The 24,569-nt window shown below is 64.4% G+C and carries 12 protein-coding genes; 7 read left to right on the top strand and 5 right to left on the bottom strand.

Going from position 1 to position 24,569, the window contains the following annotated elements:
- Nucleotides 1-23 precede the first annotated feature (23 nt).
- The 4 genes from HRU71_11955 to HRU71_11940 are packed head-to-tail and all read right to left on the bottom strand — an operon-like array spanning nucleotide 24 to nucleotide 7,488.
- Nucleotides 24-884, bottom strand: a complete 861-nt coding sequence (locus HRU71_11955) for a carbohydrate ABC transporter permease (protein QOJ04152.1) — start codon at nucleotides 882-884, stop codon at nucleotides 24-26.
- 4 nt (nucleotides 885-888) lie between these two features.
- Nucleotides 889-3,261, bottom strand: coding sequence for an extracellular solute-binding protein (locus HRU71_11950; protein ID QOJ04151.1), 2,373 nt, complete (start codon nucleotides 3,259-3,261; stop codon nucleotides 889-891).
- Between the two features lie 13 nt (nucleotides 3,262-3,274).
- A complete protein-coding gene (locus HRU71_11945) occupies nucleotides 3,275-6,409 on the bottom strand; it encodes an alpha amylase N-terminal ig-like domain-containing protein (protein QOJ04150.1) in 3,135 nt (1,044 codons plus the stop codon).
- Nucleotides 6,410-6,459: 50 nt separating this feature from the next.
- Nucleotides 6,460-7,488, bottom strand: a complete 1,029-nt coding sequence (locus tag HRU71_11940; protein ID QOJ04149.1) for a LacI family DNA-binding transcriptional regulator — start codon at nucleotides 7,486-7,488, stop codon at nucleotides 6,460-6,462.
- A gap of 214 nt (nucleotides 7,489-7,702) precedes the next feature.
- Between HRU71_11940 and HRU71_11935 the strand changes: the two genes are divergently transcribed.
- The 7 genes from HRU71_11935 to HRU71_11905 all read left to right on the top strand — a co-directional run bounded on the left by HRU71_11935 (nucleotide 7,703) and on the right by HRU71_11905 (nucleotide 21,093).
- Nucleotides 7,703-8,623, top strand: a complete 921-nt coding sequence (locus HRU71_11935) for a type II secretion system protein (GenBank protein ID QOJ04148.1) — start codon at nucleotides 7,703-7,705, stop codon at nucleotides 8,621-8,623.
- 371 nt (nucleotides 8,624-8,994) lie between these two features.
- Nucleotides 8,995-13,041 (top strand): proprotein convertase P-domain-containing protein, encoded by a 4,047-nt coding sequence (locus tag HRU71_11930; protein QOJ04147.1) that lies wholly within the window; start codon nucleotides 8,995-8,997, stop codon nucleotides 13,039-13,041.
- 16 nt (nucleotides 13,042-13,057) lie between these two features.
- Nucleotides 13,058-15,853 carry a hypothetical protein gene (locus HRU71_11925; GenBank protein QOJ04146.1) on the top strand — a complete coding sequence of 932 codons (2,796 nt, stop codon included), beginning with the start codon at nucleotides 13,058-13,060 and terminating at the stop codon, nucleotides 15,851-15,853.
- A gap of 572 nt (nucleotides 15,854-16,425) precedes the next feature.
- Nucleotides 16,426-17,109: a PEP-CTERM sorting domain-containing protein gene (locus HRU71_11920; protein QOJ04145.1), complete on the top strand. Its 684-nt coding sequence runs from the start codon at nucleotides 16,426-16,428 to the stop codon at nucleotides 17,107-17,109.
- A 117-nt stretch (nucleotides 17,110-17,226) separates the two neighbouring features.
- Complete coding sequence (locus HRU71_11915; GenBank protein QOJ04144.1) at nucleotides 17,227-19,305, top strand: tetratricopeptide repeat protein; 2,079 nt, start codon at nucleotides 17,227-17,229, stop codon at nucleotides 19,303-19,305.
- Between the two features lie 178 nt (nucleotides 19,306-19,483).
- Nucleotides 19,484-19,810, top strand: coding sequence for a hypothetical protein (locus HRU71_11910; protein ID QOJ04143.1), 327 nt, complete (start codon nucleotides 19,484-19,486; stop codon nucleotides 19,808-19,810).
- Complete coding sequence (locus HRU71_11905; protein QOJ04142.1) at nucleotides 19,810-21,093, top strand: hypothetical protein; 1,284 nt, start codon at nucleotides 19,810-19,812, stop codon at nucleotides 21,091-21,093. The genes HRU71_11910 and HRU71_11905 overlap by 1 nt, the downstream gene beginning before the upstream one ends.
- On the opposite strand, the gene HRU71_11900 is transcribed toward HRU71_11905, so the two are convergent.
- Nucleotides 21,066-24,566: a protein kinase gene (locus tag HRU71_11900; GenBank protein QOJ04141.1), complete on the bottom strand. Its 3,501-nt coding sequence runs from the start codon at nucleotides 24,564-24,566 to the stop codon at nucleotides 21,066-21,068. The genes HRU71_11905 and HRU71_11900 overlap by 28 nt on opposite strands.
- Nucleotides 24,567-24,569 lie beyond the last annotated feature (3 nt).

The following is a 24,569-nucleotide window of genomic DNA, read 5'->3' as shown; positions in this document are numbered from 1 at the left end:
CCCTGCAAGATCAGCTTCGCGCGTCACTCCTTCACCCCGCCCAGGATCAGCCCGGCCACGAACTGCCGCTGCGCCACAAAGAACAACACGATGCACGGGACCATCGTCACGATGCTCGCCGCCATCAGGTAATGCGCCTCGCGAAAATCCCCGTACTGGTTCTGAAACGAGTTCAGCGCGACGGCCAGCGTCATGCGATCCTCGCTTTGCAGATAAATCAGCGGGCCGAGGAAATCGTTCCACACGCCGATGAAGGTGAAGATCGCCGTGATCGCCATCACCGGCTTGCACAACGGCAGCATGATCTGCCACCAGACGCGCAGGTGCCCGCAGCCGTCGATCCGCGCCGCCTCCAGCAGCGCCTCGGGAATCTGCGCGAAGAACTGGCGGAACATGAAGATGAAATACGCCGTGCCGAAGAACGTCGGAACCACCAGCGGCAGGATCGTGTCCACCCAGCCGAACCAGCGGAACAGGATGAACAGCGGGATCATCGTCACCTGCGCCGGCAACATCATCGTGGCGATCATCACGAGGAACATCGCGCCGCGCCCGCGAAAGCGCACCCGCGCCAGCGCATAGCCCACAAGGCTGCACGAAAGCACCTGCCCGACGACGCTCAACGACGTGACCACGACCGTGTTGCTCAACGCGTCAAGAAACCCGTACCACGGCTTGCTGCCCATGCGCGCCAGCGCGTCGGGGTAGTTGCTCCATTGCGGATCGCTGGGCCACCAGCGAAACCCGCTGACCGACGCCGACGCGCCGGCCTCCTCCGCGCGCGACAGGCTCGTCACCAGCATCCACCAGAACGGGAAAAGCATCACGACGCTGCCGATCAGCAGCACGACCAGGGCGGTGGATTGTCGCAACGGTTTGAACATCGCCTTACGCCTTCAATCCTTCGTAGTGGACGAATCGCTTCGTGCCCCACATCAGGGCGAACGTCAACGCCAGCACGATGAGCAGCAGCAGCCACGCCATCGCCGAGGCATAGCCCATTTCGTGAAAATCAAACGCCTGGTTGTACAAATAGACGACGTAGAATCGCGTCGCATCGCCGGGGCCGCCGCCGGTCATGACGTGCGCCTGCGTGAACACCTGAAACGACGCGATGATCGCCATGATCCCGTTGAAAAATATCACCGGGCTGAGCATCGGCAGCGTCACATGTCGAAACCGCCGCCAGCCCAACGCGCCGTCGATCGACGCGGCCTCGTACAAATCCTTCGGAATGCCCTTCAACCCGGCGAGGTAAATCATCATCGTACCGCCGATGCCCCACAGGTTGATCAGCGCGAAGACCGGCACGCCCCACGCCTCGGCGTCCTTCTCAAAAAATGCGGGCGTCGTCATTCCACCCGGCAGCACCGGGTCCAGCAACGCCTTGAGCAATCCGTGCTCGTGGTGGAACACCCACTTCCACATCACCGCCATCCCTACGCCCGCCAGCACGCCAGGCAGATACCAGATCGACCGAAAAATGCCGACCGACCAATGTTCGCGATTCAGGAGCATCGCCGCCGCCAACGCCACGAGCTGGCTGCTCGGCACGGCCAGCAGCGCATACCACGCCGTCTTGCGCAACGCGATGCCGAACGTCGCGTCGTCCCGCCACAGATTGACAAAATTCTCCCAGCCGATGAACTCCGCCCGGTCCAGCGTCGTCAGCGAACTCCATCGCGTGAACGCCAGCGCCGCCGACAACACGATCGGAAACGCCGTGAACGCGATGAACCCGATGATCCACGGCGAACTCATCATCAACCCAGCGCGCTCCTCGCGCAGCTCGCCGCCGCGAGGCCGACCGCGCCACCAGAGCATCGCGCCGGCCACGAGCATCGCGCCAACCGGCCACATCCAGATGGACAGCAGGCGGCCCCACGGCATCGGACGACCGCCCACGCCGACTTCGTACTGCTTGTCCAGCGCCTGCCATTCCGAATCGAGCCGCGCCAGCGTCGGCTTCACCGGCCGGCCGATCTTGAAAATCTCCTCCAGCCGCACCCGCAGCAACTGCTGAAACTGTGGAATCGCCGGAAAGTCCGTCGGCAGCGCGTCGTCGGCCGCGTCAAGAAACAGCCGCGCGTTGCGAGGACGCGTCGGCCCTTCGCTCTTCAGCGATTCCTCGGCGACCTCACGCAGCACCGAAACCGCCAGACCCGCCTGCGTCATCAACTGTTGCCCGCGGCGGCTCATCAGGTACTTCACGAATCGCCACGACTCTTCCTTGTGCTTCGTCGCGCTCGAGATGCCCCATGCGACCGTGAACACGCCGTTCCGCTTCGGCTTGCCCTCCACATGCGGCAGCGGCGCGAGATCCCAGTCGAACCCGCGAATCTGGCGATACGCCGGAACCTTCCAGCGACCGAACGGCCCAGCCATGCCGACGTTCCCCGAGAGGAACGGATCCTGAAGCGTCTCCATCTGCGTCTTGGCCGACAGCAGCGTGCGGCCGTCGTTGAACCAATCCTGCAACTGCTGAATGGCCGCTTGAAGTTCGGGATGCTTGAACGAATACGGCGCGGTCCAGCCGGGCGACGTGAAATCATGCCCGTGCGTCCAGAGGTAGATGCGCACCATCTGCTCCCACGAGACGAAATCCGCGCCGTAGCAATCGGGCAGCTCGCCGATCTTCTTCGCCGCGGCGTGGAACTGCTCCCACGTCCAGCCGGTCGCCGGCGGCTCGGCCACGCCCGCGCGGCGAAACAGATCGCGGTTGTAATAAAAGCCGACGGTGGTGAAATCCTTGGGCAGGCCGACCAGCTTGCCGTCACCGACGGCCCCCGTTTCCTCGTTCACGCGAAAGCACCGCACGACCGACGGGAAAAACGCGTCGAGGTTCACCGTCTCGCGCCCGGCAGCGCGATCGGCCTCGATCAATTCCTCCATGTCCACCAGCGCGTGCTTCATGGCGAGGTCGGAGACGTTCTCCAGTCCGAGGTAGAACACATCGGGCGGCTCACCCGCGGCGAACATGGTCTGCAACTTGGTCCGAACCGCCGCCGCCTGCCCGAGGTTGATGCGCACGATGCGGATACCGGCGTTCTCGGGCTGCGCTTCGAAATCCGCCACCAGCCGGCGGACGATATCGTCTTCTGTCTTTTCACCCCAGTGCAGAACTTTGATCGCGATGCGATCGTCCTGCGATCGCGCAGCGCTGACGCGCCGCCAGCCCATCCAGCCGAACGAGCCGATCAGCACGGCAACCGCCGCCGCCGCAGTGATCCTCCGCGCCCATCGTGCGATTGGTTCCATCACCGCGCCACGTTTCTCACTCGCCGGCCGCCCTCCGCGCCGTAAACACCGCGCCGGTATACGGCTCCAGCACGAGACCCCGCAGATGGCCGCCTTCCACGCGCGGCATCCCCGCATGATGCGTGCCCGGCTTGCCCTCGATCCTGCGCTCCACGATGCGCGGACGCGCCGCGGGCTGTTCAAGCCCGGGTTCGATGCGCTCGCAGGCCTTGCGATCGTCGAGACGAACCACGTGCGTGCCATCGGCCCAGGGCACGGCGATATCCAATCGATGCCGATGGTCGCTGTTGTTAAGAACCACGACGACGCACTCGCTCCCCAGCGTGCGCGAAAAGGCATACAGGCCCTTCTCGTCATCCATGCACAACGTCTCCATCGTGCCCAGTTGCAGCGCGGGGCACGTGTGCCGAATCGCGATCATCCACTGGTAATGCTCCAGCACGTCCGGCTCGATTCGCTCGTCCGGGTCGTCATTCGGCGGCAGATCGTCCCACAGCATCGGCTTGCGGCAGCTCGGGTCGTCCGCGCCGTACATGCCGACCTCGTCGCCGTAATAGACCATCGGCGCCCCCAGGGCCGTCATCTGAAAGGTCACCATCAGTTTCAGTCGTTTGTAGCAATCCGCCGTCGGCTTGGACGGGTTGTAATTCGGCCCGTTGTCCTGCAATCGGTTCGCCTGATCGTACTCCAGATCCGGGTTCATGAACATCGACGCGACGCGATCCGTATCGTGGCTGCCGAACAGATTTTGAAGCACGTAGTTCACCTGCGGCGCGTACCAGCCCTGCATCTCCTTCAACTGCCGGTCGAACTCGCTCGCCGTGATGCGCTTCGCACGGTTCACGAAAAACCGCTGGCAGCTCCGCGCGAACGGATAATTCATCACCGCGTCGAAACTGCGGCCGTCCAGCCACTCTCGCGATTCCTGCCACAGCTCCGCCACGATGTACGCATCGGGATTGATCGACTTCACCAGCGTGCGCCAGTCCTTCCAGAAATTCACGTTGATATCGCTGGCCACGTCCAGCCGCCAGCCGTCGATGCCGTCCGACGGATCGCCGTCGCCGTTGGGGTCCATCCAGCGCCGCGTCACGGCAAAGAGATGCTCGCGCACCTCCTTCGCCAGCCCCAGCGCGTCGTCGTGCTTCAGCCGCGGCAGCGAGCCGTCATCGCCGTCCCACGCCTGGTAATGAAACGGCTTGAAACTCTTGATGTCGAACCAGCCGGCGTAGCGCGAATCCTTGCCGTGTTTGAGCACATCCCGAAACGCCCAGAACTCCCGCCCGACGTGATTGAACACGCCGTCGAGAATCACCTTGAAGCCCATGCGGTGCGCCTCGGCGAGAAACTCGAGGAAAACTAAATCCGTCTTAGACCACTGCCACGTCGCCGGATCCAGGGTCTCGCCACGCACGTCCTTCAGACTGCCCTTGACGCCGAAGAAATCGTCGATGTGCCGGTAATCACTCGCGTCGTACTTGTGCAGCGACGGCGCCTGAAACACCGGATTGAAGTAGATCGCCGTGATGCCCAGCGAGCGGAGATAGCCCAGCTTCTCACGCACCCCCTGCATATCGCCGCCGTACCGCCGGTCGTAAATGAAATCCTCCAGCGTGCCGTGCTCGGTATAACCCTTGCCGCCGCGCGGCCGGTACGGTTTGAACCACGCATGGTTCCACGGAACGGTCGACGGCGGATCGTTCGACGGGTCGCCGTTGCGAAACCGCTCCGGGAAAATCTGGTACCACACGACCCGCTTCGCCCAGTCCGGCGTCTTGAAACTCATGGAGAGATCCGGCTCGAAGTAACGCTTCACCGTCGGCGATTCGTGTATCCCCGTTGCATCCAGCGTGCGCGTCGCGCTGCCGTCCCGCAGGCGGAAGGCGTATTTAAGCCTGCTGTGCCGCGCGGTCAATTGACAGGACCACGTCTCGAATCCGTGCTGACCGGGACCACGCTGCATCGGGATGGCCCCGAGCGGCTCGACCGCCTTGCCGTTCGGGGAGTTCCCGGGCATCAGCACATCGATCGCCTGCACGTCGTCGGCCAGCGTGCGCACGCCGAGGCGAATCACGTCGTCGCTGATCGGCGAAAGGTACTTCGCTCGGTGAAGGTCGTGTTGCACGGCGGCGGCGGCGATCGCGTCGGGCCGGGCCGGGCCGAGCTGCGCGGCGTCGGGCCCGACAAGCAGGCCGCTGTTGAACCCGCCGGCGCGGTCGGGCGCGCGATAGCGCGAGTCGGCCGACGGATCCTCGACGAAATCCACGCCGTTAACAAGAAACTTGTATTGATACAACCCGTCTTCCAGCATCACGCGCGCCGTGTACGGGCCCGCCGGCGTCGCCGCGTGCATCGGCGTCGACCCGGGCCGCCAGCCGTTGAAATCGCCCACGACCTCGACCCGCTCGATCGGCAGCGATTTTCTCGCCCACGAACCGCTCGGCGACCAGCGGAACTCCGTCGCCGGAAGCCGTGCGTCCAATTCCTCCGGCCGGACCTCCCACGTCCGCACGGTCGATGCTCCATCGACGCCCTTGCCCTCGCCGACCGCCAGCCGTATCCGGTAGCCGCCGGGCGTCGGAACGGTCACGCGCGCCAGCATCCGGTCCGCGTCGGTCACCGCCAGCTCGCCGCCCGCTGATTTCTCCACCTTCCATGCGAAGGTTCTCTTCATCGTGGGGGGAACCTCGCAAAGACTACCGTCGAGAACATACTCGCCCGGCTTCTCGCCGCGCAGCACGCGGATGACGGCGAACGGAGCAGCCGGCTCGGCGCGCTCGTGCCCCCATCGCCTCGCCGCCGGATCCAGCCAGATGCGCTGCGCGCCGGATGCGTGCACGACCAGCGCGATGTTCCCGCCCGGTTGCTCAACGCGGCCGTTGCCGGCGTCGCCGAAGTGGCGATCCCACGAGCCGTTGAAGACGAATTTAAATTCGTACCGCCCGGCGGGAAGTCCGCGAACCAGTTCGTAACGCCCGTCAACAAGCGTCATGCGGTACGCCGAATCGCCGGTCGTCCAATTGTTGAACGTGCCGGCGACGTTGATGCGCTCGGCGTTCGACGCCTTGCCAGCCGGCTCGCCGCGCACGGGCAGCAGCAGGGCCAGCACGACGGACGGCGCGAGGACGGCCCCGCAGCGAATGCTGTTCATGTTTTCACTCCAGCGATTGAATGCCTTCAAGAGCGCCGTGCGCGGGGCGATCAGGCACGCGGCGCGGCGACGGACTTGCGAACCGTCAGCGATACCGGGTGAACTTCCTGAACGGCTTCCGCGCGGTTGAACACCAGGTCGAGCAGCCGCTCGCAGGCACGCCGGCCCAGCTCGTAGATCGGCGTGCGCACCGTCGTCAGCGGCGGATCGCAGAACGCGGCCGAGTGCATGTCGTCGCAGCCGACCACGCTGATTTCTTCGGGCACGCGCAGGCCGATGCTTTTCAGCCCGGCAATGGCGCCGATGGCCATCTTGTCATTCCCGGCAAAGAGCGCCGTCAGGTTCGGATGGCGTCGCACGAGGCGAATCGCCGCCTCGGCGCCGCCTTCTTCCGTGTAGAGGCCGTCCTCAAGCAGCTCGGCGGCGAGCGGAGCGTTCAACCCGATCGCATCTTCAAATCCGCGACGCAGATCGTGCGTCGTCTGTACCTCCTGCGCGCCGTGTATCAATCCGACGTGCCGGTGACCTTTCTCACGCAAATAATGCCCCGCGAGGCGGCCGGCTTCGACGTAATCGCAGCGCACGGAATTCAACACCAGCCCGGGGAGATAGTTGTTCACGAGCAGGACGGGGCGATCGCCTTTCTCAAAGTCTTTAAGATAAACGTCTCGATTCGTGACGCCCATGCACAGCATGCCGTCGATGACGTGCCGATCAAAGATCTCGACGTGTTGCGAAGCGGCGAGGTAGGTCTCGTCCGCCACCTCGAGGATGACCTTGTAGCCCGATTCGCGCGCCTGATCGTGAATCGCGCTGATCAACTCGCCGAAATATGCGTCCGCGAACGCATGGCGAAGCTGCGGCACGAGAATTGCCAAGAATCCTGACCGCTGGGCCTGGAGGCCCTGCGCCATCCGACTGGGGCGGTACCCGAGTCGCTGAACGGCCTCCAGCACGCGTTCGCGCGTGGCCGGGCTGATGCGCCAATCGCGTTTGTTGAGAACGAGTGAGACGGTTGTCAGCGAGGCCTGGCTCTCGCGGGCGACGTCCTTGATGCTGACCGATTTTCGTTTTGCCATGGGTCGAGTGCGTGCTTCAATGCGTGGCGATGACCGATTCCAAGGATGGTCGGCCGATTGTAACCATTGCTCCGACAACCACGTACCGGCTTGGCATCAACCGCGGCGGTCCGGATCCCGGAATTTGCTTGAATCGCGTTGGCGTCACGTTATACTTCCATTAAGTAAAAGGTTTTACCGATACAATCTTAACCCATGCAGCGGTGAGATTCAAATGCGAACGGGAGCGTGCCCACTGAAACGGCTGTCGGCTTTCTCCCGCCCCACCTGTCTACTTCGAAATAACACCCAACGCCAAGTAGTTTCTCGCTACGCCGCGCGTCCGGCCTTTACCCTCATCGAGCTGCTCGTCGTCATGGCGATCATCTCGCTCCTGATCTCCATTCTCGTCCCCGCACTGGGACGCGCGCGCGAAGTCGGGCGGCGAACCGTCTGCGGTTCGAATCTGCGGCAGTTCGGCCAGGCGTTCCTGCAATACAGCCAGGACAACGAGAGCTGGTTCCCAGCCAAACCGGTCGCCAACAACGATAACCCCTCGCTTCAGCAAAGGCGCGATGCGCAGCGTGCCGCATCCGCCGATTGGGGGCCGAACTTTTCCGGCATGATCCGGGACATCGTCGAGCGAAAGGTGACGCGCGACCCGGCGCTGGAAGAAGCATCGCCCACGCCGGCCTATCTGCCGGAGCCGAAGCAGTTGTTGTGTCCCAGCGATCGCATCAACAATCGACCCTTCAACGATACGCCCCAGTGGCCCACCGTCCCGGTCAGCCATTATCGCGATCTTCCGCGAACCATCATCCAGGAACAATCAGCCGGCCGAACATATATTAGCTATGTGTATATTTCACTCCTTCGCAACGACGACAAGCCCGAGTTTTTCCTGATGACCGATCAGACAAACCTGAATGACACCAGCACGGCGTTCCTGCGCGAATTCAACCCGGACGACAATCACGGTACGCGCGGAATCAACGTGTTGTATCTTGATTCCCACGTCGAGTGGGCACAGCTCAAGAGCGGCTCCAACGCCGATTCGCAGGCGCTGGCCGTCAAGCTATTCGGACCTTTCAACGCCGCGCGACCGCGCTTTTCGAGTGAGCCGAATCGTGCGTCCGAGATTCAAACGATTGAGTGATCGATGCAGGCCAGACGGGCCGCATCGTACAACGAGGTCAACGAAGTGAGGGAAATCGGGGGGAAGGAAGCCGTCGCAGTCGCCAGGCACGATGTGTTAGAATGAACGAATCGACGGCACGAGTCGATTCGCCGACCGCATCGTTCGGCCCACGTGGAGTGGACCCCTGCCGGCCGACCATCCTCCCGCCGCCCCGTTTGGGGTGATCGTTTAGTTCGGAATCGTTTTGCCGCGGCGTTGGGGCAATTGACTGCCCCCGAGCGGCGCTCGATGTGCGCCATCAAAACGCACGGGGACCGTATCGCGGCGGACGAAAACAGACAGAAACGCGTTTTCAGGAGATTTCCGGAAGGCGGAAAGTGGAGCAAAACATGACTCAATACGTGATTTCAACATCCGGGATGGTTCGATGGTTTATTGCACTCGGCACAGTGGCCGCGATGCTGGCCGCACTGCTGGCCGCGCCGGGTGAATCGCTCGCAGGCGACCCCTGCGCCGGGGTGCCGACGGTTGACGGGCGCAATCTGCCTACCAAATACCAGGGAAGCCCCAGCGCCACGCAGGACAATCCGACCGGCTTCGGCGACGCGACGCCGCCTTCCGAGGAGCCGACCGAAGGCAACGAGATTGACCGGCTCTACGTCCGCAACGACGCGACGCACTTGTACATCGGCATCACCGGGAACACCGAACGCGAAGACGCCCTCGAAAACACTATCCTTGTCTTTATCGACAACGGCGCCAACGGCGGCACGGCCGTGTTGAACACCTCCGGCTTCACGGGCGGATCCAACGCCCTGAAGAACCTAAGCGGCGTCACGCTCGATTTCGCCCCAGAATACGCCCTCGCCGTCTGGATGAACGGCACGACGCCGACCGCGTTCCTCCACGATCTGACCAATCCGACCGACGCCGGCGTCGCCCTGACACTCGGCACGCATTTCGCGGTCGACAACAACAATCTGGCCGGCGTGAACGGCGAGCCGGCCAACGATCCGCTCCAACAGCAAGTCAACGCGGCGACCGCCACGCTGGGCTTCGAGTTCAAGATCGAGCTGCTCCAGCTCAATCTGACCGGCACCAGCACGATCGGCATCCAGGCCCTGCTCGCCAACGGCGGCGGGTTCATCAGCAATCAGAGTCTGCCGCCGCTGCGGCCCACGCAGGGTTCGATCGGCGGCGGCGTTGGTTGCGTCGGCGTGCACGATCCCATGGCCGACCCGCCGAGCATCATCGATTTCGCAACGTTCACCGGCGATCAGTTTGCCACGGTGCAGTTGAGCGTCGGCTCAACGCCCCCGGCGATTGACGGCGTGAACATCCCGGCGGACTACGGCGCGGGCGCGCTCATCGCCACGCAGAACAATTACACCTGTTTCGGCGACGCCGCACCCTTCAGCCCGCTTCCGACGCAGGGCAGCGAGCTGGACCGCCTCTTTGTCCGAAACGATTTCTCCAAGCTCTACATCGGCGTCACCGGCAACATCCCCGTCTTTGAAGATTTCAACAACACGCTGATTATTTTCATCGACCGGCCTGACGACGGCGACCCCGGCTCCCAGCTTCTCTTCACCAGCTCGCTGCTCGGCGGATCGGGCGCGCTGCAAGGCATGGACGGCGTCACGCTCGATAACGGTTTCGCCCCCGAATATGCCATTCAATACTGGCGCGGCGGCAATCAGCACAACGCCTTCATTGAAGACCTGCGCTTCGATTCCGACATCCCGCTCGAGTTCTCCGTCGACACCGCGCGGCATACGAATCTCGCCGTTAACGCCTTCTCCGCGGACCTTAGCAACATCCTCGGCGTCAACGACATCTCCGGCGACGATCCGATTCGACAGGAAATCAAGGCGGTCACGGCCATCAGCGGCGTGCAGTTTTCCGTGCGCCTCGCGTCGCTGGGCATCCAGCCAACCGATGAAATCAAGATCGCCGCGGCCATCGTCAGCGGCAGCGGTTTCATCAGCAACCAGTGGCTGCCTCCACTCAATCCGACTCAAACCCCGCCCGCGACGGGCAGCGCCGCCTTCTCCGATGCACCGCTTCCTCTGGCGATTCCGGACAACAACCCGGCCGGCGCGACCGACAACCGCAGCCCGACGTTCGCAGGCATCAACCGCATCACGGACCTGAACGTGTCGGTCAACATCACGCACCCGCAGGTCAACAACCTGACCGTGACCTTGACGCATGTTGACAGCGGTCGCTCGGTCGTCCTGTGGAATCCCTCCAGCGGCGCCGGCGCGAATCTCAACGTCACCTTCGACAGCGAAGGCGGCGGCGGGACCGTCCTGCCGGCCGAAACCCTCCTGACCATGAACGGCGTGGATCCGAACGGGCCGTGGAGCCTGAAAGTCGTCGATTCCGTCGCCGGCGACGTCGGTTCGCTGGTGTCATGGACGCTGCACGTCGAGGAATACGAAGGCGGCAACGTCGGCTGCCTCGGAATTCACGACGCGTTTGAGAATCCGATCGACTTGAGCACCAATCCGCTCACGCCGGGCAACCAGTTCGCGACGATCACCCTTAGCCCGACGGGCATCCCGGCCAGCACGCCGACCAACACCCTCTTCACCGGCCAGAACATCCCGAAGGTCTACGACGGCACGACGCCGCAGCAGGGCGGCGGCACGCTGCCGGCGATTCCGGCCGCGGCGGTTCAGAACAATTACACCTGCTTTGGCGACGCCGTCGAAGCCCCGCCCCAGAACCTGCCCGGTTCGGAACTGGATCGAATCTTCGTGTCCAACACCGCGGATCGCATCCGCGTCGCGTTGACCGGCAATCTCGAAGGCAACGGCAATGCCTTCGTCGTCCTGCTCGACACGCTCGCCGGCGGCGCCGGCACGATCACCGGCCAGACCGCCCCGCCGAGCGCCATCACCGGATTCAACAACGTCATCCTCGACGCCGGCTTCACTCCCGACTACGCCTGCGTCGTCCAGCGCAACAACGAACCGAACACTAACGAGTACAGCGTCTTCCTGAAGAACCTCGCCACCAACACGACGCGCTCGATCGGCCGCCTGACGCGCAACAGCGGTTCGGGCGTTCTGGCTGATCCGATCCCCAACGCGAACGGCAGCGAGATGAATCAGTTGTTCATCCAGGATGACGCCAGCCATGTGTATCTCGGTGTGACCGGCAATCTCGAAGCCAACGGCAACGCCTACGTTCTATTCCTGAAGACCGGCGCCGGCGGGCCGTCCAACATACTCGACACGAACTACGTCGGCTTCCCGCAGGTGCTCCGCAACCTGAACGGCGACACGCTCGACGCCGGGTTCAACCCCAATTATGCAATTGTCATGACTCGTTCGGGCGGCAACTACACCGCGCAGCTCGTGGACCTAACCGACACGACGCCGCCGCTCACCGTCACCGCCCTGACGTTTACCCAAACCGTCGGGCCCAACACCTTCTTCGGTGATAACTCCAACTCCTCGGGCGTCACAAGCTCCAACTGCCCGACGACGACACCCGAAGAGCAGGAACTCAACGCCGCGACGTCTTTCCGAGGCGTTCAATTCGCGATCGATCGGGCCTCCATCGGCAGCCCCGCCGGCGCGATCGAAGTCGGCGCCGCCCTCGTCGGCGGCAGCGGCTTCTGGAGCAACCAGACCCTTCCCCCGCTGGGCGGCTGCCAGGCCAACCTCGGCGATAACGCCAACCTGAACGGCGGCACGGCCCCGGGCAATCAGTTCCTGGCTTACACCCTCGGTACCAACCCGGCTTCGCCGACGCAGTTCACGCCGTCAAACATTCCATCCGTCATGGGAACCGCCCTGGCGACTCAGAACAACCACACGGGTTTCGGCGATGCCGTGGCCCCCAACCCCGGCAACGCCAACTGCCTGCAAGTCGCCTTCGACGACACCAACATCCTGGGTGTCACCGGAGGTTCACTGAATAGCCAAACATGTCTAAGTCAGGGCGGATCCGCCGCCGGCGCGACGCTGGCCGAGAAGGGCATGGAGTTCGACATCCCCATGGTCGACGTCGGCCTCACGCCGCCCTCCCTGGGCACGCAGATCAAGGTCCTGGCGGTGCTCACGGGCAGCACCGGCTACTTCTCCAACCAGCTCCTGCCCCCGCTCAATCGCGGCAACGCCTGGAACCTCGGCTTCATCGGCACGCAACCGCCGTGCGATCGCTGGTCGGGCAACCTGTCCGACAACGCCGTCGCGCCCGGCCAGCAATGGCTCGGCCATACGATCGTGCCCGCGTGCAGCAACATCCCCGGCGACATCAACGGCGACAGCGTGAAGAATCAGGCCGACATCGATGCCTTCGTCGGCGTACTCCTCGGCACGAACACCAACCCCTGCGACGTGAGCAAGTCGGACCTCAACGCCGACCTGACTCGAAACGGCCTGGATATCCGACCGTTCATCACGGCGTTCCTCGCGCCATAAAGGAGACGGTGAGCAGATGATGGAACGCTTCGCATCGAATCGCTTGTACGTCGCCCTCGCGCTGCTGCTCGGCGCGATGGCCCGGCTCGGCCCCCGCGCACAGGCCGAGCCGCCGCCCGTGATGATTCAGTACTTCGAAGCGAAGTGGGACGTGATCCGGGCACGCATGCCCGACGTCTTCATGGCCGGCTACGATTCGACCTGGCTCCCGCCGCCCCAGCGCGGGCAGGGCGGCACCGCCAGCATCGGCTATGACTTGTTCGACCGGTTCGATTTGGGCAGCAGTTCGTCGCAGACGCGCTACGGCACCGAAAACACCTTCCGCCTCATGGTGGAGGAGTTCCACCGCGCCGGCTGCCGCGTCTTCGTCGACTGGATCATGAATCACAACGGAAGTTGGGACAACAACACGCCCAATTTCATCACCCAGGGCGGCTATCCCGGTTTCGTGCTGACCACCGGCGGCGACCCCGCGGGCGATTTCAACAGCTATTCCGACGGCTGCCCGCAATCCACCAGCCCCTGTTGCAGCTTTTCGCTCAACGATCCCCAGTGCGGCGGCTGCTGCTACCACCTCTACAACGGTCGTCTTCTGGGGCTGATCGACATCGATCCGGCCAAGAACCACCTCTTCATCCGGCATCCCGTCGCCGCGGGCAACCCCGCGAACATCCCGGCCGGAACGATCTACAACCTCCCCAACGCGGCCAATGCCCGGCTCTATCCGGATCAGGCCCTGGGCGCGCAGAACGTCACGCTCAACGGCACCAGCCGAAACCCCGGCACGTTCAACTACACGTTTTATCCCTACAACCTGAACGATCCAATGCAGGGCGACCCGGTCTCCGAGAGCGCGACACGCCTGCTCATGCGATCGACCCAGTACTACCTCGAAGTGCTGAAGGTCGACGGCTTCCGGCTTGACGCCGCCAAGCACCTGCCGACCTGGTTCTGGGACAACCTCTGGGATGCAATCGTCTACAATCGCTACGTCGCCTTTGACGGCACCGTCCAGACGCCCTACTCCTTCTCCGAGGCCGTTGAGAGCAACAGCAACATGGCTCAATGGGTCCGCAAGCCCGGCGAACCCGGCACCGGCTACCCCGCCGTCGGCTGGCAGCAGGGCAATCGCGACGCCCTCGACCTGAACGAAGCCGGCGCGCTCCGCGATCTTGTCGAAAACGACGGCGCCGGCTCCTGGGACACCATCATCAGCTCCTCCGTCGACAACGTCGACGGCTTCAACAACGGCACCATCGGCGTCCACCACGTCAACAGCCACGACAACGCCATCAGCACCGGCGAGAACGACTCCATCGCGCAGGCCTACGTCCTCATGCGAACCGGACCGGCCATCGTCTATCACATGGCCAACCAGTTCGGACCGCCGCCCAACAACTTCCCCCGGCGAAACGGCCGCGACGATGCCCTCGGCCTGAACAGCTCGCAGATCACCGATCTTGTCCGTCTGCGCAATCAATTCGCTCGCGGCTGGTTCGTGCCGATCACGTCGAGCGGCGCCCAGGGCGACGTGCTGGTCTTCACGCGCCGCACGCCCAACAGCGTCGACAACGTCGTCGTCGGCCTGAATGATCGCGAGGACAACGGCTTCGACTCGCGAACCGTCACGACGACCTTCCCGCAGGGCACGCGCTTGCACGAGATGACCGGCAACGCCGCCAGCGCCACGGTCGATCCCAACAACGATCTTCAGGAAATTCTCACCGTCGGCGCCGGCGGGTCACTCACCATCCGCGTCCCGCGCAATCGAAACGCCAACGGCGTCTTCCACGGCCGCGGGTATGTCATCTACGCTCCGGCCGTTCCGACGGGCACGATTTCCATCACCAACGCCACCACCCAGGTGATTCCGCCCGATTCAGCCGGCGTGGCCGATCACCTCCAGCGGATCAGCCCGATCACGATCGTGACCTCGCCGACGTTTGACATTCAGTTGCAGACGACGGTGGCCGACGCGCTCGATCCGAACACCGACGATCTCGCCGTGTATCGCATCGATCAGGGCTTCACCGACACGAACGGCAACGGCTCGATGCACGGCGGCAATCCGTCATCGGACTTCAACGCGGGCAACACGTCCAGCGACAGCCCCAGTTACGGCTTCGAGAACTTCCTCACGCAGAACTCGCCCCGTTTCACCGGCGGCAGCGGCACCTATCGCCAGACCATCGACGCCGCCGCGCTGGGCGAGGGCTATCACTACATCACCGTGCGCGCGTATCGCCATCGCACGACGGGCGATCCGCTCTTCTCCGAGTTCCGAATCGTCGTCTACGTGGACGTTGAGGATCCCGACTTCACGCTGCTCGCGCCAACCACGACCTGCTCGAACGACGTCACGTCGCTGCCGGTCGACTGGATCGTCAAGACCGACGACCTCACGACCAACGCCGTGTACGTCTTTGTCGATCTGCCCGAGGGAACGGACTTCATCGCCCTGGCATCGGGGCCGTCCAACCGCGCCACCCAATACCTCGACACCTTCACCTTCCGGCAAAGCTCCTTGAGCAGCGGCAATCACCGAGCCGACCTCGTCGCCATCGAGACGCTCCCCGGAGGCGTGAACAAATACCGACACAAGACATTTGTAGGAATTCAAGCCACGACCGGCAGCGGACTCGGCGCGGGCGACGTCAACAACGACGGCGCTCGAAACGGACGCGATATCCAGCCGTTCATTTACCACGTGACCGGGTTCAACCCGAACTTCGGTCCGGCGGCCGACATGAACTGCGACGGCCTGAACGATCTCGACGACGTGCCCCTGTTCGTGACCAGCCTGCTGAATTAGATCCCGTCTGAATTTTCCGCTCCCCGCTGGGGAGAGCTTCGTCGATAAAGCCCTCTCTCCGCTGGAGAGTGCTTCGTCGATAAAGCCCTCTCCCCACTGGGGAGTGCTTCGTCGATAAAGCCCTCTCCCCGCTGGGGAGCGCTTCGTCGATAAAGCCCGCTCCCCGCTGGGGAGCGCTTCGTCGATAAAGCCCTCTCCCCACTGGGGAGAGGGTTGGGTGAGGGGTTAGACATCGTGCCTTCGAATGAAGATTCCCCGCCCACGCCCTGACCCCTGCGGAATCCTCCGCAGCCCGGCTCGGGCTTGCGTGGGTTCAAGGCCGGGATTCTCGGAATCGGTCACATAGACCTACCACGAGTGAGTCAAAGGCCGCTGTATCCAATTTCTCGCAAACCCTACCGCCAACCCCCGCCAAACCATTGACAAGCCTCCTCGGCTTCAGGTAAAGTGTTTTACTAGAGGCAAGAAGTGCGATCCGGGGGTCGGGCCGAGCGGCCTGAAGCGGGTCGCATGGGTTAGATAGATGTCGTTTTTTCAGCGCGAGATGCGCCCATGAGGCAAGGAGAGAAGTCATGAAGAAACTGATTGCGGCAATGGTTCTTGCGATCGCGGCGATGCCGGCTTCGGCGTCGATGATTTACCAGGATTCATTCGATGACGTCTTCACCGGTGCCGGCGGCGGCATCCTGGACATCCTTAGCTTGGAAGTGAACAACGACGCCACGAACATCTCGTTCAAGTTCACGCTGGCGGGCGATGTCGATCTCACCGACTGGGGCAAATACATGGTCATCCTCGACACCGTTCCCGGTGGCGACCCGGTCGGCAACGGCTGGGTGCGACCGATCAGCATGACCAGCGGCGCCGATTACTGGATCGGCTCGTGGGTTGACAGCGGCAACGGCGCCGAGCTGTACAACTACAGCGGTTCCTGGTCGCTGACCGAAGCGACGTACAACTCCCCGCCGAACAATGACATCTCAATCAGCAAGTCCGGCAACACCGTCACCATCACGACGCTGCTGTCGAACATGGGTCTGTCAGCCGGCGACATCGTCTTCCTTGATGCCTTCACCAGCGGCGGCGGCAGCGGCGACGGCGCGATTGATTCGCTCGGGAATCCCAACCAGCAGGTCGGCGACTGGGGGCAGCCGTCGAACGCCCACCCGGTGACGTACCAAGTCAAGGTTCCGGAACCAAGCACCATGGCCCTGATCGGCTTGGGCGCGCTGGCTCTGATTCGACGCCGACGCTGATCGTCGGCTCGGACTGGGAAATCAAGTTCACTCACCACGGCCCGTGTCCTGCGACGCGGGCCGTTTTTTTGCGCGCTCGCCTCCCCGCGCGACGCCACGATAGAATCCCCGTGAACCATGTCTCCACGCGAATCCAACGCCGCGACCATCGAATCGACGCCGCGCATCACGCGCCGAAAGCGCCGACTCTTCATCTTCCTCGCCCTGGGACTGGTCGCCGCGCTGTTCGGCGCGGTCGAAGGCGTCACGCGGCTCTGCGGCTACGGCGGCTATCCCGCGTTGATGAAGACGATCGGGCCGGTCAGCGGCGGCACGCTCGTTGTGACCGATCCAGCCGGAGCGGCCTCGTACTTCTTCGCCAACAAGGGCCGCGCAGGCTCGATGTTTGAAAACGCCCTGCTCATGCCGAAGCCGGCCGGCACGGTGCGCATCTTCCTGTGCGGCGAGTCAGCGATGAAAGGGTTCCCGCAGCCCATGGCGCTTAGCGCCGGGGCCTTCCTGCAAGCCATGCTGGGCGACTGCTTGCCGGGCCGAACGGTCGAGGTCGTCAATCTCGCGACGACCGCGGTGGCGAGCTTCCCCGTGATGGCGATGCTGGAAGACGCAATCGACTACCAGCCCGATCTGGTGATCGTCTATTGCGGGAACAACGAGTTTTATGGCGCGTACGGCGTGGCGTCGCTGCATTCGGCGGGTCGATCCACCGCAGCCATGCGCGTGCAGCGCGCGTTTCGCGCAACAGGCGTGGCACAGGTCATCGAAGCCTGGACCGCGCCGTCGCAAGAATCCAACCAGACGCTGATGGAACACGTCATGGCGCGCTCCGTCATCCCCGTTGAGGATCCCGTCCGGCAGGACGCGGCGCGAAATCTTCGCGCGCACCTCGGCGGCATGATCCGACTCTGCAAGGCACGCGGCGTGCCGATTCTCGTCTGCACGCTCGCATCCAACGAGCGCGATCTCGCGCCGCTCGGCGAGGACGACGCGACCAGCCTGTCACCCGAGGCCGCCGAAAAACTGGCGGCGAAACTGGTCGCCATGCGATCGACGGGAACCGCACCCGAGGCAGTCGCCGCCGCAATGCGCGACGTGTTGAACACCCATCCGACCAGCGCGCTGGCGCATTACCTGCTCGGTCGCGCGCTGCACAGCATGAAACAGTACGACCAGGCCGCAGCGGAGTTCAGGCGAGCGCTGGATCTCGATACGATGCCGTGGCGTCCGCCCCGCGCCGTGCAACAGTCGATTCTCGACGCCGCGAAGGAGGGAGGCGCAGCGCTTTGCGACGTGCGCGCCGCGTTCGCCGCGGCCAGCCCCGGCGGCGCCATCGGCGACGAACTGATGGATGACCACGTCCACCCGTCGCTGGCGGGGCAGGTGCTGATGGCGCGGACGTGGCTGGCGTCCATCAGCGATCTGGGCGGATCGATCGCGCCGCCGCGTGAGCGCATGGCGGCGCTGCCGAATGACGAGGCGTATCGCCGTCGCCTCGGCGAGAACGTGTACGAACGATACGGCGCGGCCCATACCGTGCGCGTGTTGTGCGATATTCCGTTTTATCGCGAATCGAATCCGCAGGCCTACCAGCGGTTTGACGGTATTTGTCGAGCGCTGGAGGGTACGATGTCGCCCGAGGTGCTCGACGTCGCCCGGCAGTGGCAGACCCCCGCGCCGCACCGCGGCGGCATTCAGCGGCCGATCAGCGGCATGGTCGGTCGCGTCATGCTGAAGGAGCGGAACTACCAGGAGGCCGATCGCCTGATGAACGTGGCGGCGCGGAGCGTGCCGCCGTACTCGTCGCTGAATGTGGAATATGTCTATTTCATGCTGGCCGCGCGGGAGCGATTGAAAGCGCAACTGGACGACGCCGATCGGGCGACCGCGCTGGCGGCCATCGAGCGGGGGCAGGCGCTGGCCCGTTTCGCGCCGCTGGCCGACTTGCAGATTCATCGCTGGATCGGCCGGTTGTATCAGCTTCGCGCCGAGCAGGCAAAGGCGATTCCGCATCTTGAGGCGGCGATGCCGGCGTTGAGCGGGACCGATCTTCTGGCGCTGGATCAGGCACTGGTCTTTGCGTACCTCCAGACCGGCCAATCGCAGAAGGCGAGCGAGCTGGTCAAGCAGCGGCTCGCGGGCGGCGGGCCGTTCGGGGAAGCGTATCGGCGCATGCTGCAACCGAGCGCAACCGCGCCGTGATTCCTCGACGCGACGAATTTTTGCAAGCGACTGTTGACGACCTAACCTGCGACCCGGTCGGGGCTACCGTGCGCGGGACGATTCGCACGAACACCACTGACTTGATTCCCGCGACGGTGACCCTATCGTTGATCGGCGATGGGCGCCCGCCGATCGGCGCCGGGGGAGGCAGGGTCTGATGGCAACGAGAAAAAAATCGGCGCGAAAAAGCAGGACAGCGGATCGCGGCAGGCGCATCGCGGAGGCTCGATGCGCGCACTGCGGAGGCCGCCATGGCGAAGGTGAAGCCCCCACTCGACGGCGCGGCGTTTCGCCCGCGCGGTACGACGCAGACGAGGCGCGGGCGGCGCCGTGGGGCCGGCGGCCCGACGGCACGCCGCACACGCAGGAGGAATTCGTTGCGTTTCTGCGTGAGACGGTTCGCGCGTTGTACGGCGTATCGCTGACGACCGAGACCGATGTACCCGCGCCAGCGATCGCATCGGGGATCGGAGTGTCATACTGATGGCATCCTCGGCGGAGAATTCCGGCGGGCGATGGCGCGACTGGCTGGGCCTGAACGCATCGACGCTGGCGCTGCTCGGCGCGATCCTGCTGGTGACGGCGAGCACGGAGCTGTGGTCGCCGCTGGTTCCGCAGTACCTCAAATCGCTCCAGCGGGCGGCGCTGGGCGGCGATCCATGGCTGATCGTGCTGATCGGGCTGTACGGGTTTTACCGTGACGGGCTGGAGGCATTGAATTACTACGCGGGCGGCGCGATCGCGGCGCGGTTCAACACGCGACGAGCCTTGCTGGCGTTCAACCTGTTGCCGCTGGTCGGCCTGGCGATCTTGTTCATCTGGCAGTCTCGGACGGCGGTGTTCCTGGCGATTCCGTTTGTGTTCGTGTGGGACTCGCTGGCGGGACCGGCGATCGTGACGGTCGTGGGAGACGCGCTGCCATCGGACCGGCGGACAATGGCGTTCACGCTCCAGTCGATTTTTCGACGCGTGTCGCGCATGGTGGCCTACGGGGTGGGTGGGCTGTTTCTCTGGCAATTAGGGAGCGTGACCGGCGGCGTTCGGGCGAACGTGGCGGCGGCTGCGGCGCTGGTGCTTGCGGCGCTGGTGATTCAGTTCCGCTCGATGGGGGTTGCGTCGCGCGATGAGCAGTTGGCGCTGGCCCGGCCGCGCGAGGTGTTGCGGCAGTTCAATCCGGACCTGCGGCGGCTGCTGATCTCGGACATCTTCGCACGATGGGCCGAGGGGATGGCCAAGCCGTTCATCATTTTGTTCTGTGTGCCGATCCTCGCAGCGGAGGCGGCGCGCGGGGCGGCGGTGTACCAGTCGGTCCTGCTGAACATCGAGGCGGCGATGAACGTGCTGCTGTACCTGCTGATCGCGCCGCGGGCGAGCCGGGCGGGCCTGGCGAAAAAGCCGTTCATAGGATTGACGTTTGTATTCTTCTCGGCGTTTCCGATCGCGCTGGGAGTGCTGGGGGCGACGCTGGGGGCCGCGGGATTGTACGTCGCGTTCGCAGTGGCCGGCTGCCGGGAGCTGGGCGAGCCGGCGCGAAAAGCGATGATCGCCGATCTGGTGCCCGCCACGATGAAGACGCAGTCGGTCGGGGCGTACTGGTCGGCGCGGGGGGTGGCGGTGATGCCGGCGGCGCTGGTGGGCGCAGGGCTTTGGCTCGTTGGTGAGCGGGTCACGCCGGGATGGGGCGCCTTGTGGACGTTCACCACGGCGGGGCTGTTGGGGGCGATCGGTGCGGTGGTTTTCTATTCTCGATTCGGGCGTTCCGCCTGAAGCCTCGCCGCGTGATACACCCGATTTCCGGCCAGGTGCCGATCGTAATAGCGGAGATCTGTCAGACACACGTCACGTTCCTCGCCGACCGACGCCAGCATGCGGCCGTCGGGCGAGAAAGCCACCGAATAGACCGCCTGTTTGTGGACTTCCAGGGTTGTCAGAAAGCGGCCGTCGGCGAGGCTCCACAGGCGAATGGAGCCGTCGCGCGCGCCGGTGGCCAGGATGCGTTCGTCGGAGCTGGCTGCGAGCGTGAGAATTGCGTGCTCGTGTCCGGCGAACTCCCGCACGCAGGCAGCCATCGGCGGTGCCCCACCGCGCAGCGCGGCGAGATCCCACAGCTTCGCGCGGCCGTCGTCGCCGCAGGTGACGAGTCGCCGCCCGCCGTCGAGAAATCTGGCCCATCGGACGGTTCCGTCGTGGGCGACGAATGTCGTCAGAATGCGCCCGGTTGCCGGTTCGATCAGCCGCACGGTGCGATCGGTGCTGCACGCCGCGAGCAGACGGCCGTCCTCGCTGAACGTCACACAGGGTGTGCGGTCCGACGATCCGAAAACGGAATGAGCAGGCTCGAGCGTCCGCGGAGATATCGGATCGTGATCGGCGTACGATTCGTCCTCGACGATGTTCTTCGCGTGCCAGATGGTGACGCGATTTTCGTATCCGCCGGCGGCGACCCACTCGCCATCCGGACTGGCTGCGATGCACGAGGGCACCTTGATACCGGTGTTGAACGTTCGGCGCAGGGCCAGCCGCGGCTCGGCATCGCCGCTGGGTGTGACGTCCCAGACGCGCATTTCGCCGTCGTACCCGATTGATAGCAACACCCCGTCCTGATCAAGCATCGTGATTCCGCCGACGGCCTCGTGGTGCGGTTGCTGACCGGTGGCGCGGGCAAGAGTGTGGCGGTTCCAGACGCGCACGCGATTGTCCGGCCCTGCGCTGGCGGACGCGATGAGGCCGCCGTTCTGACTGAATTGAACGCAAAACGATGCGGCCTCATGCCCCGTGAGGCGGGCGATGCCCGGTTCGACGTGGGGGTCCCATTCTTTGAGCAGGCCATCGAGACCGACTGACAGGATGCTGTCACTTCCGTCGCTGAAGCAGGCATGAAGGACCGCGGCGCGGTGCCCTTGGCAGACAAACAACCTGCGGCAGGCGGGGAGTTCCCAGGCGATGAGCGATTTGTCGTGTCCGCCGGAAAGCAAACGTCGACCGTCAGGCGAGAATTCCAGGGTGGTGATGCCATAGGTGTGATCGCGCATGCTGCACCGTCGCACGCCGGCGGACACATCCCAGACTTCCACGGCGCCCTCGCCCCAGCCGACGGCCAGTTGCGTCGCGTCTGCGTTGAAGCTCATGGCGGAGATAAAGCGGAACGGGTTGGGCGGGCTGGTCCGGAGGCGCTGCACCTCGGTGCCGCGCGACAGATCATGGATGTGAATCGAGTGATCGACCCCGCCGATCGCCAGCCGCTGGCCGTCGTGACTCAAGGCGACGGTCGTGACCTGCCCGTTCGCGGAGTAAGAAACAGTGGCGATCAATTCAGCGGTTGCTGTCGCATGCACGCGAGCGAACCCGTCGGCGCCGAGCAGCGCGAGGCGCCGGCCGTCGCGCGAGAACCGGATCAGCAGCGGACCCGGCCGCAACTCCGAAAGCGCCGCCAGGGTGCGCGCCGATGATTCAAACTCGCCGGTCCGTGCATCCACGATGCGTAACTGCACCTGTTCATCGCGAACCGTGACCAGCGCGAGGCGGTTCGTCTCAAAATACGATGCCGCATAGATTGGATCGAGCGTCAGCCGAAGCAGTTCGCGCTGCGGGCCCAGCGGAAGCGACCACACCTGTACTACGCCATTCTGCCCCGCCGCGGCGACGTGTCGACCGTCGGGTGAGACGGCCAGCGCGATTCGCTCGCCGCCCTCCGCCGCGATGGTCGCGAGGCAGTGGCTGGCGACGCAGGCCTCGCGGAGCGCCCAGTAGGCGTCATTCAGGGGCAACGGCTCGGCATCGCTGCGAGCCGTTGCGTCGAGCGCCTCCATCGGTTGTGACGCGTCGACGGGAGCGAGGTACTCGCGCCAGAGGACCTCCTCCGCCGACGCCACGTTTCCGGCGCGCACCATGAGCCGCGCCCGCTCGATGTTGCTCTGCGAAAGGGCCGCAGCCAGTTGGCGCGCGGATGTCCGGGCGGCATCTTCCGCGCGCAGGGCCTTGTCGCGCTGGAAGGCGGTGCGGCGCAGGTTGACGGCCGTGACGATGGCAAACGCAACGATGAGGAACAGGAAAGCGGCGCCGATCGTCGCGGAGACGCGATGGCGCAGCATGAACTTTCGCAGGACGTACCAGGTGCTGTCGCGCCGGGCGTCGATGGGTTCGTTGCGCAGGAAGCGCTCCAGGTCTTTTCGAAGCGATTCAGCGGATTGGTAGCGGCGAGCGCGATCTTTTTCGAGCGCCTTGAGCAAGATGGTGTCCAACTCGTCGCCCAGCGCGGGATTGCGTCGCGAAGGCGGTTGCGGCGGCTCGTGGGTGATGGCACGGATGGCATCGGAGAGAGGCCGATCGACGTCGCAGGGCAGCGCGCCGGTGAGGGCTTCGTACAGCATGACGCCGAGTGCGTAGACGTCGGTGCGTGTATCAATCACGTTGATGCGGCCTTCGACCTGTTCCGGTGCGGCGTAGGCGAAAGTACCCATGAACTCGCCGGCGCGCGTGGACTGAAGTCCCTCGCACCATTCCTCGCCGAGTGCCTTGGCGACGCCGAAATCGAGGATGTGCGGCGCGCCGGTCTCGTCCACAAGGATGTTCGCGGGTTTGAGGTCGCGATGGATGACACCGCGCTGATGCGCGTATTGCACGGCGTCGCAGATTTGAATGAAGAGAGCCAGCACGTGCCGGATCGTGGCGACATCGCGAGGCGATTCGCGCCGCGCCGCCATTTTCTGGCCATGCCAGGCTTCATTCAGGGGCCGCCCGCGGATCAGCTCCATGGCGAAGTAGCGCCGGCCGTCGGCGGTGTCGCCGCTTTCGTAGAGCGTGACGATGTGGGGGTGGCGCATCGCGGCGACCAGTTCGATTTCGCGTTCGAATCGCCGGCGCTGCTTGTCGGTGGCGAGCGCGCCGGGTCGCAGCATCTTGACGGCCACGCGGCGCTTGGTGGACTTCTGAACAGCTTCGTACACGATGCCCTGGCCGCCGCGATGAAGCTCCGGCCCCAGCGTGTAGCCGAGAATCAGATCGGCCGGTTCGACGGACGACCAGACGGTCGTTGCAGGAGGCGGTTCGCTCGCGCCGGGCCGGGCGAAGCGGGCGATGAGTTGATTGTTGGCGCGGACTTCGCTGACACAATCGCGGCATCGACAGCAGGTTTGGACGTGACGACCCAGCGCGGAATCGGACTCGCCACCGAGCACCCACTCCTCCAGCGCGGCGAGGTCGGGGCAGGGAGTCGTAGCATCGGCTCGCGTTTCGCCCATTGG

The sequence above is a fragment of the Planctomycetia bacterium genome (genome assembly GCA_015200345.1).
Classification (GTDB): Bacteria; Planctomycetota; Phycisphaerae; order UBA1845; family UTPLA1; genus PLA3.
The sequence above is the reverse complement of the archived record's forward strand: the minus strand, read 5'-3'. Positions and strand labels throughout refer to the sequence as shown.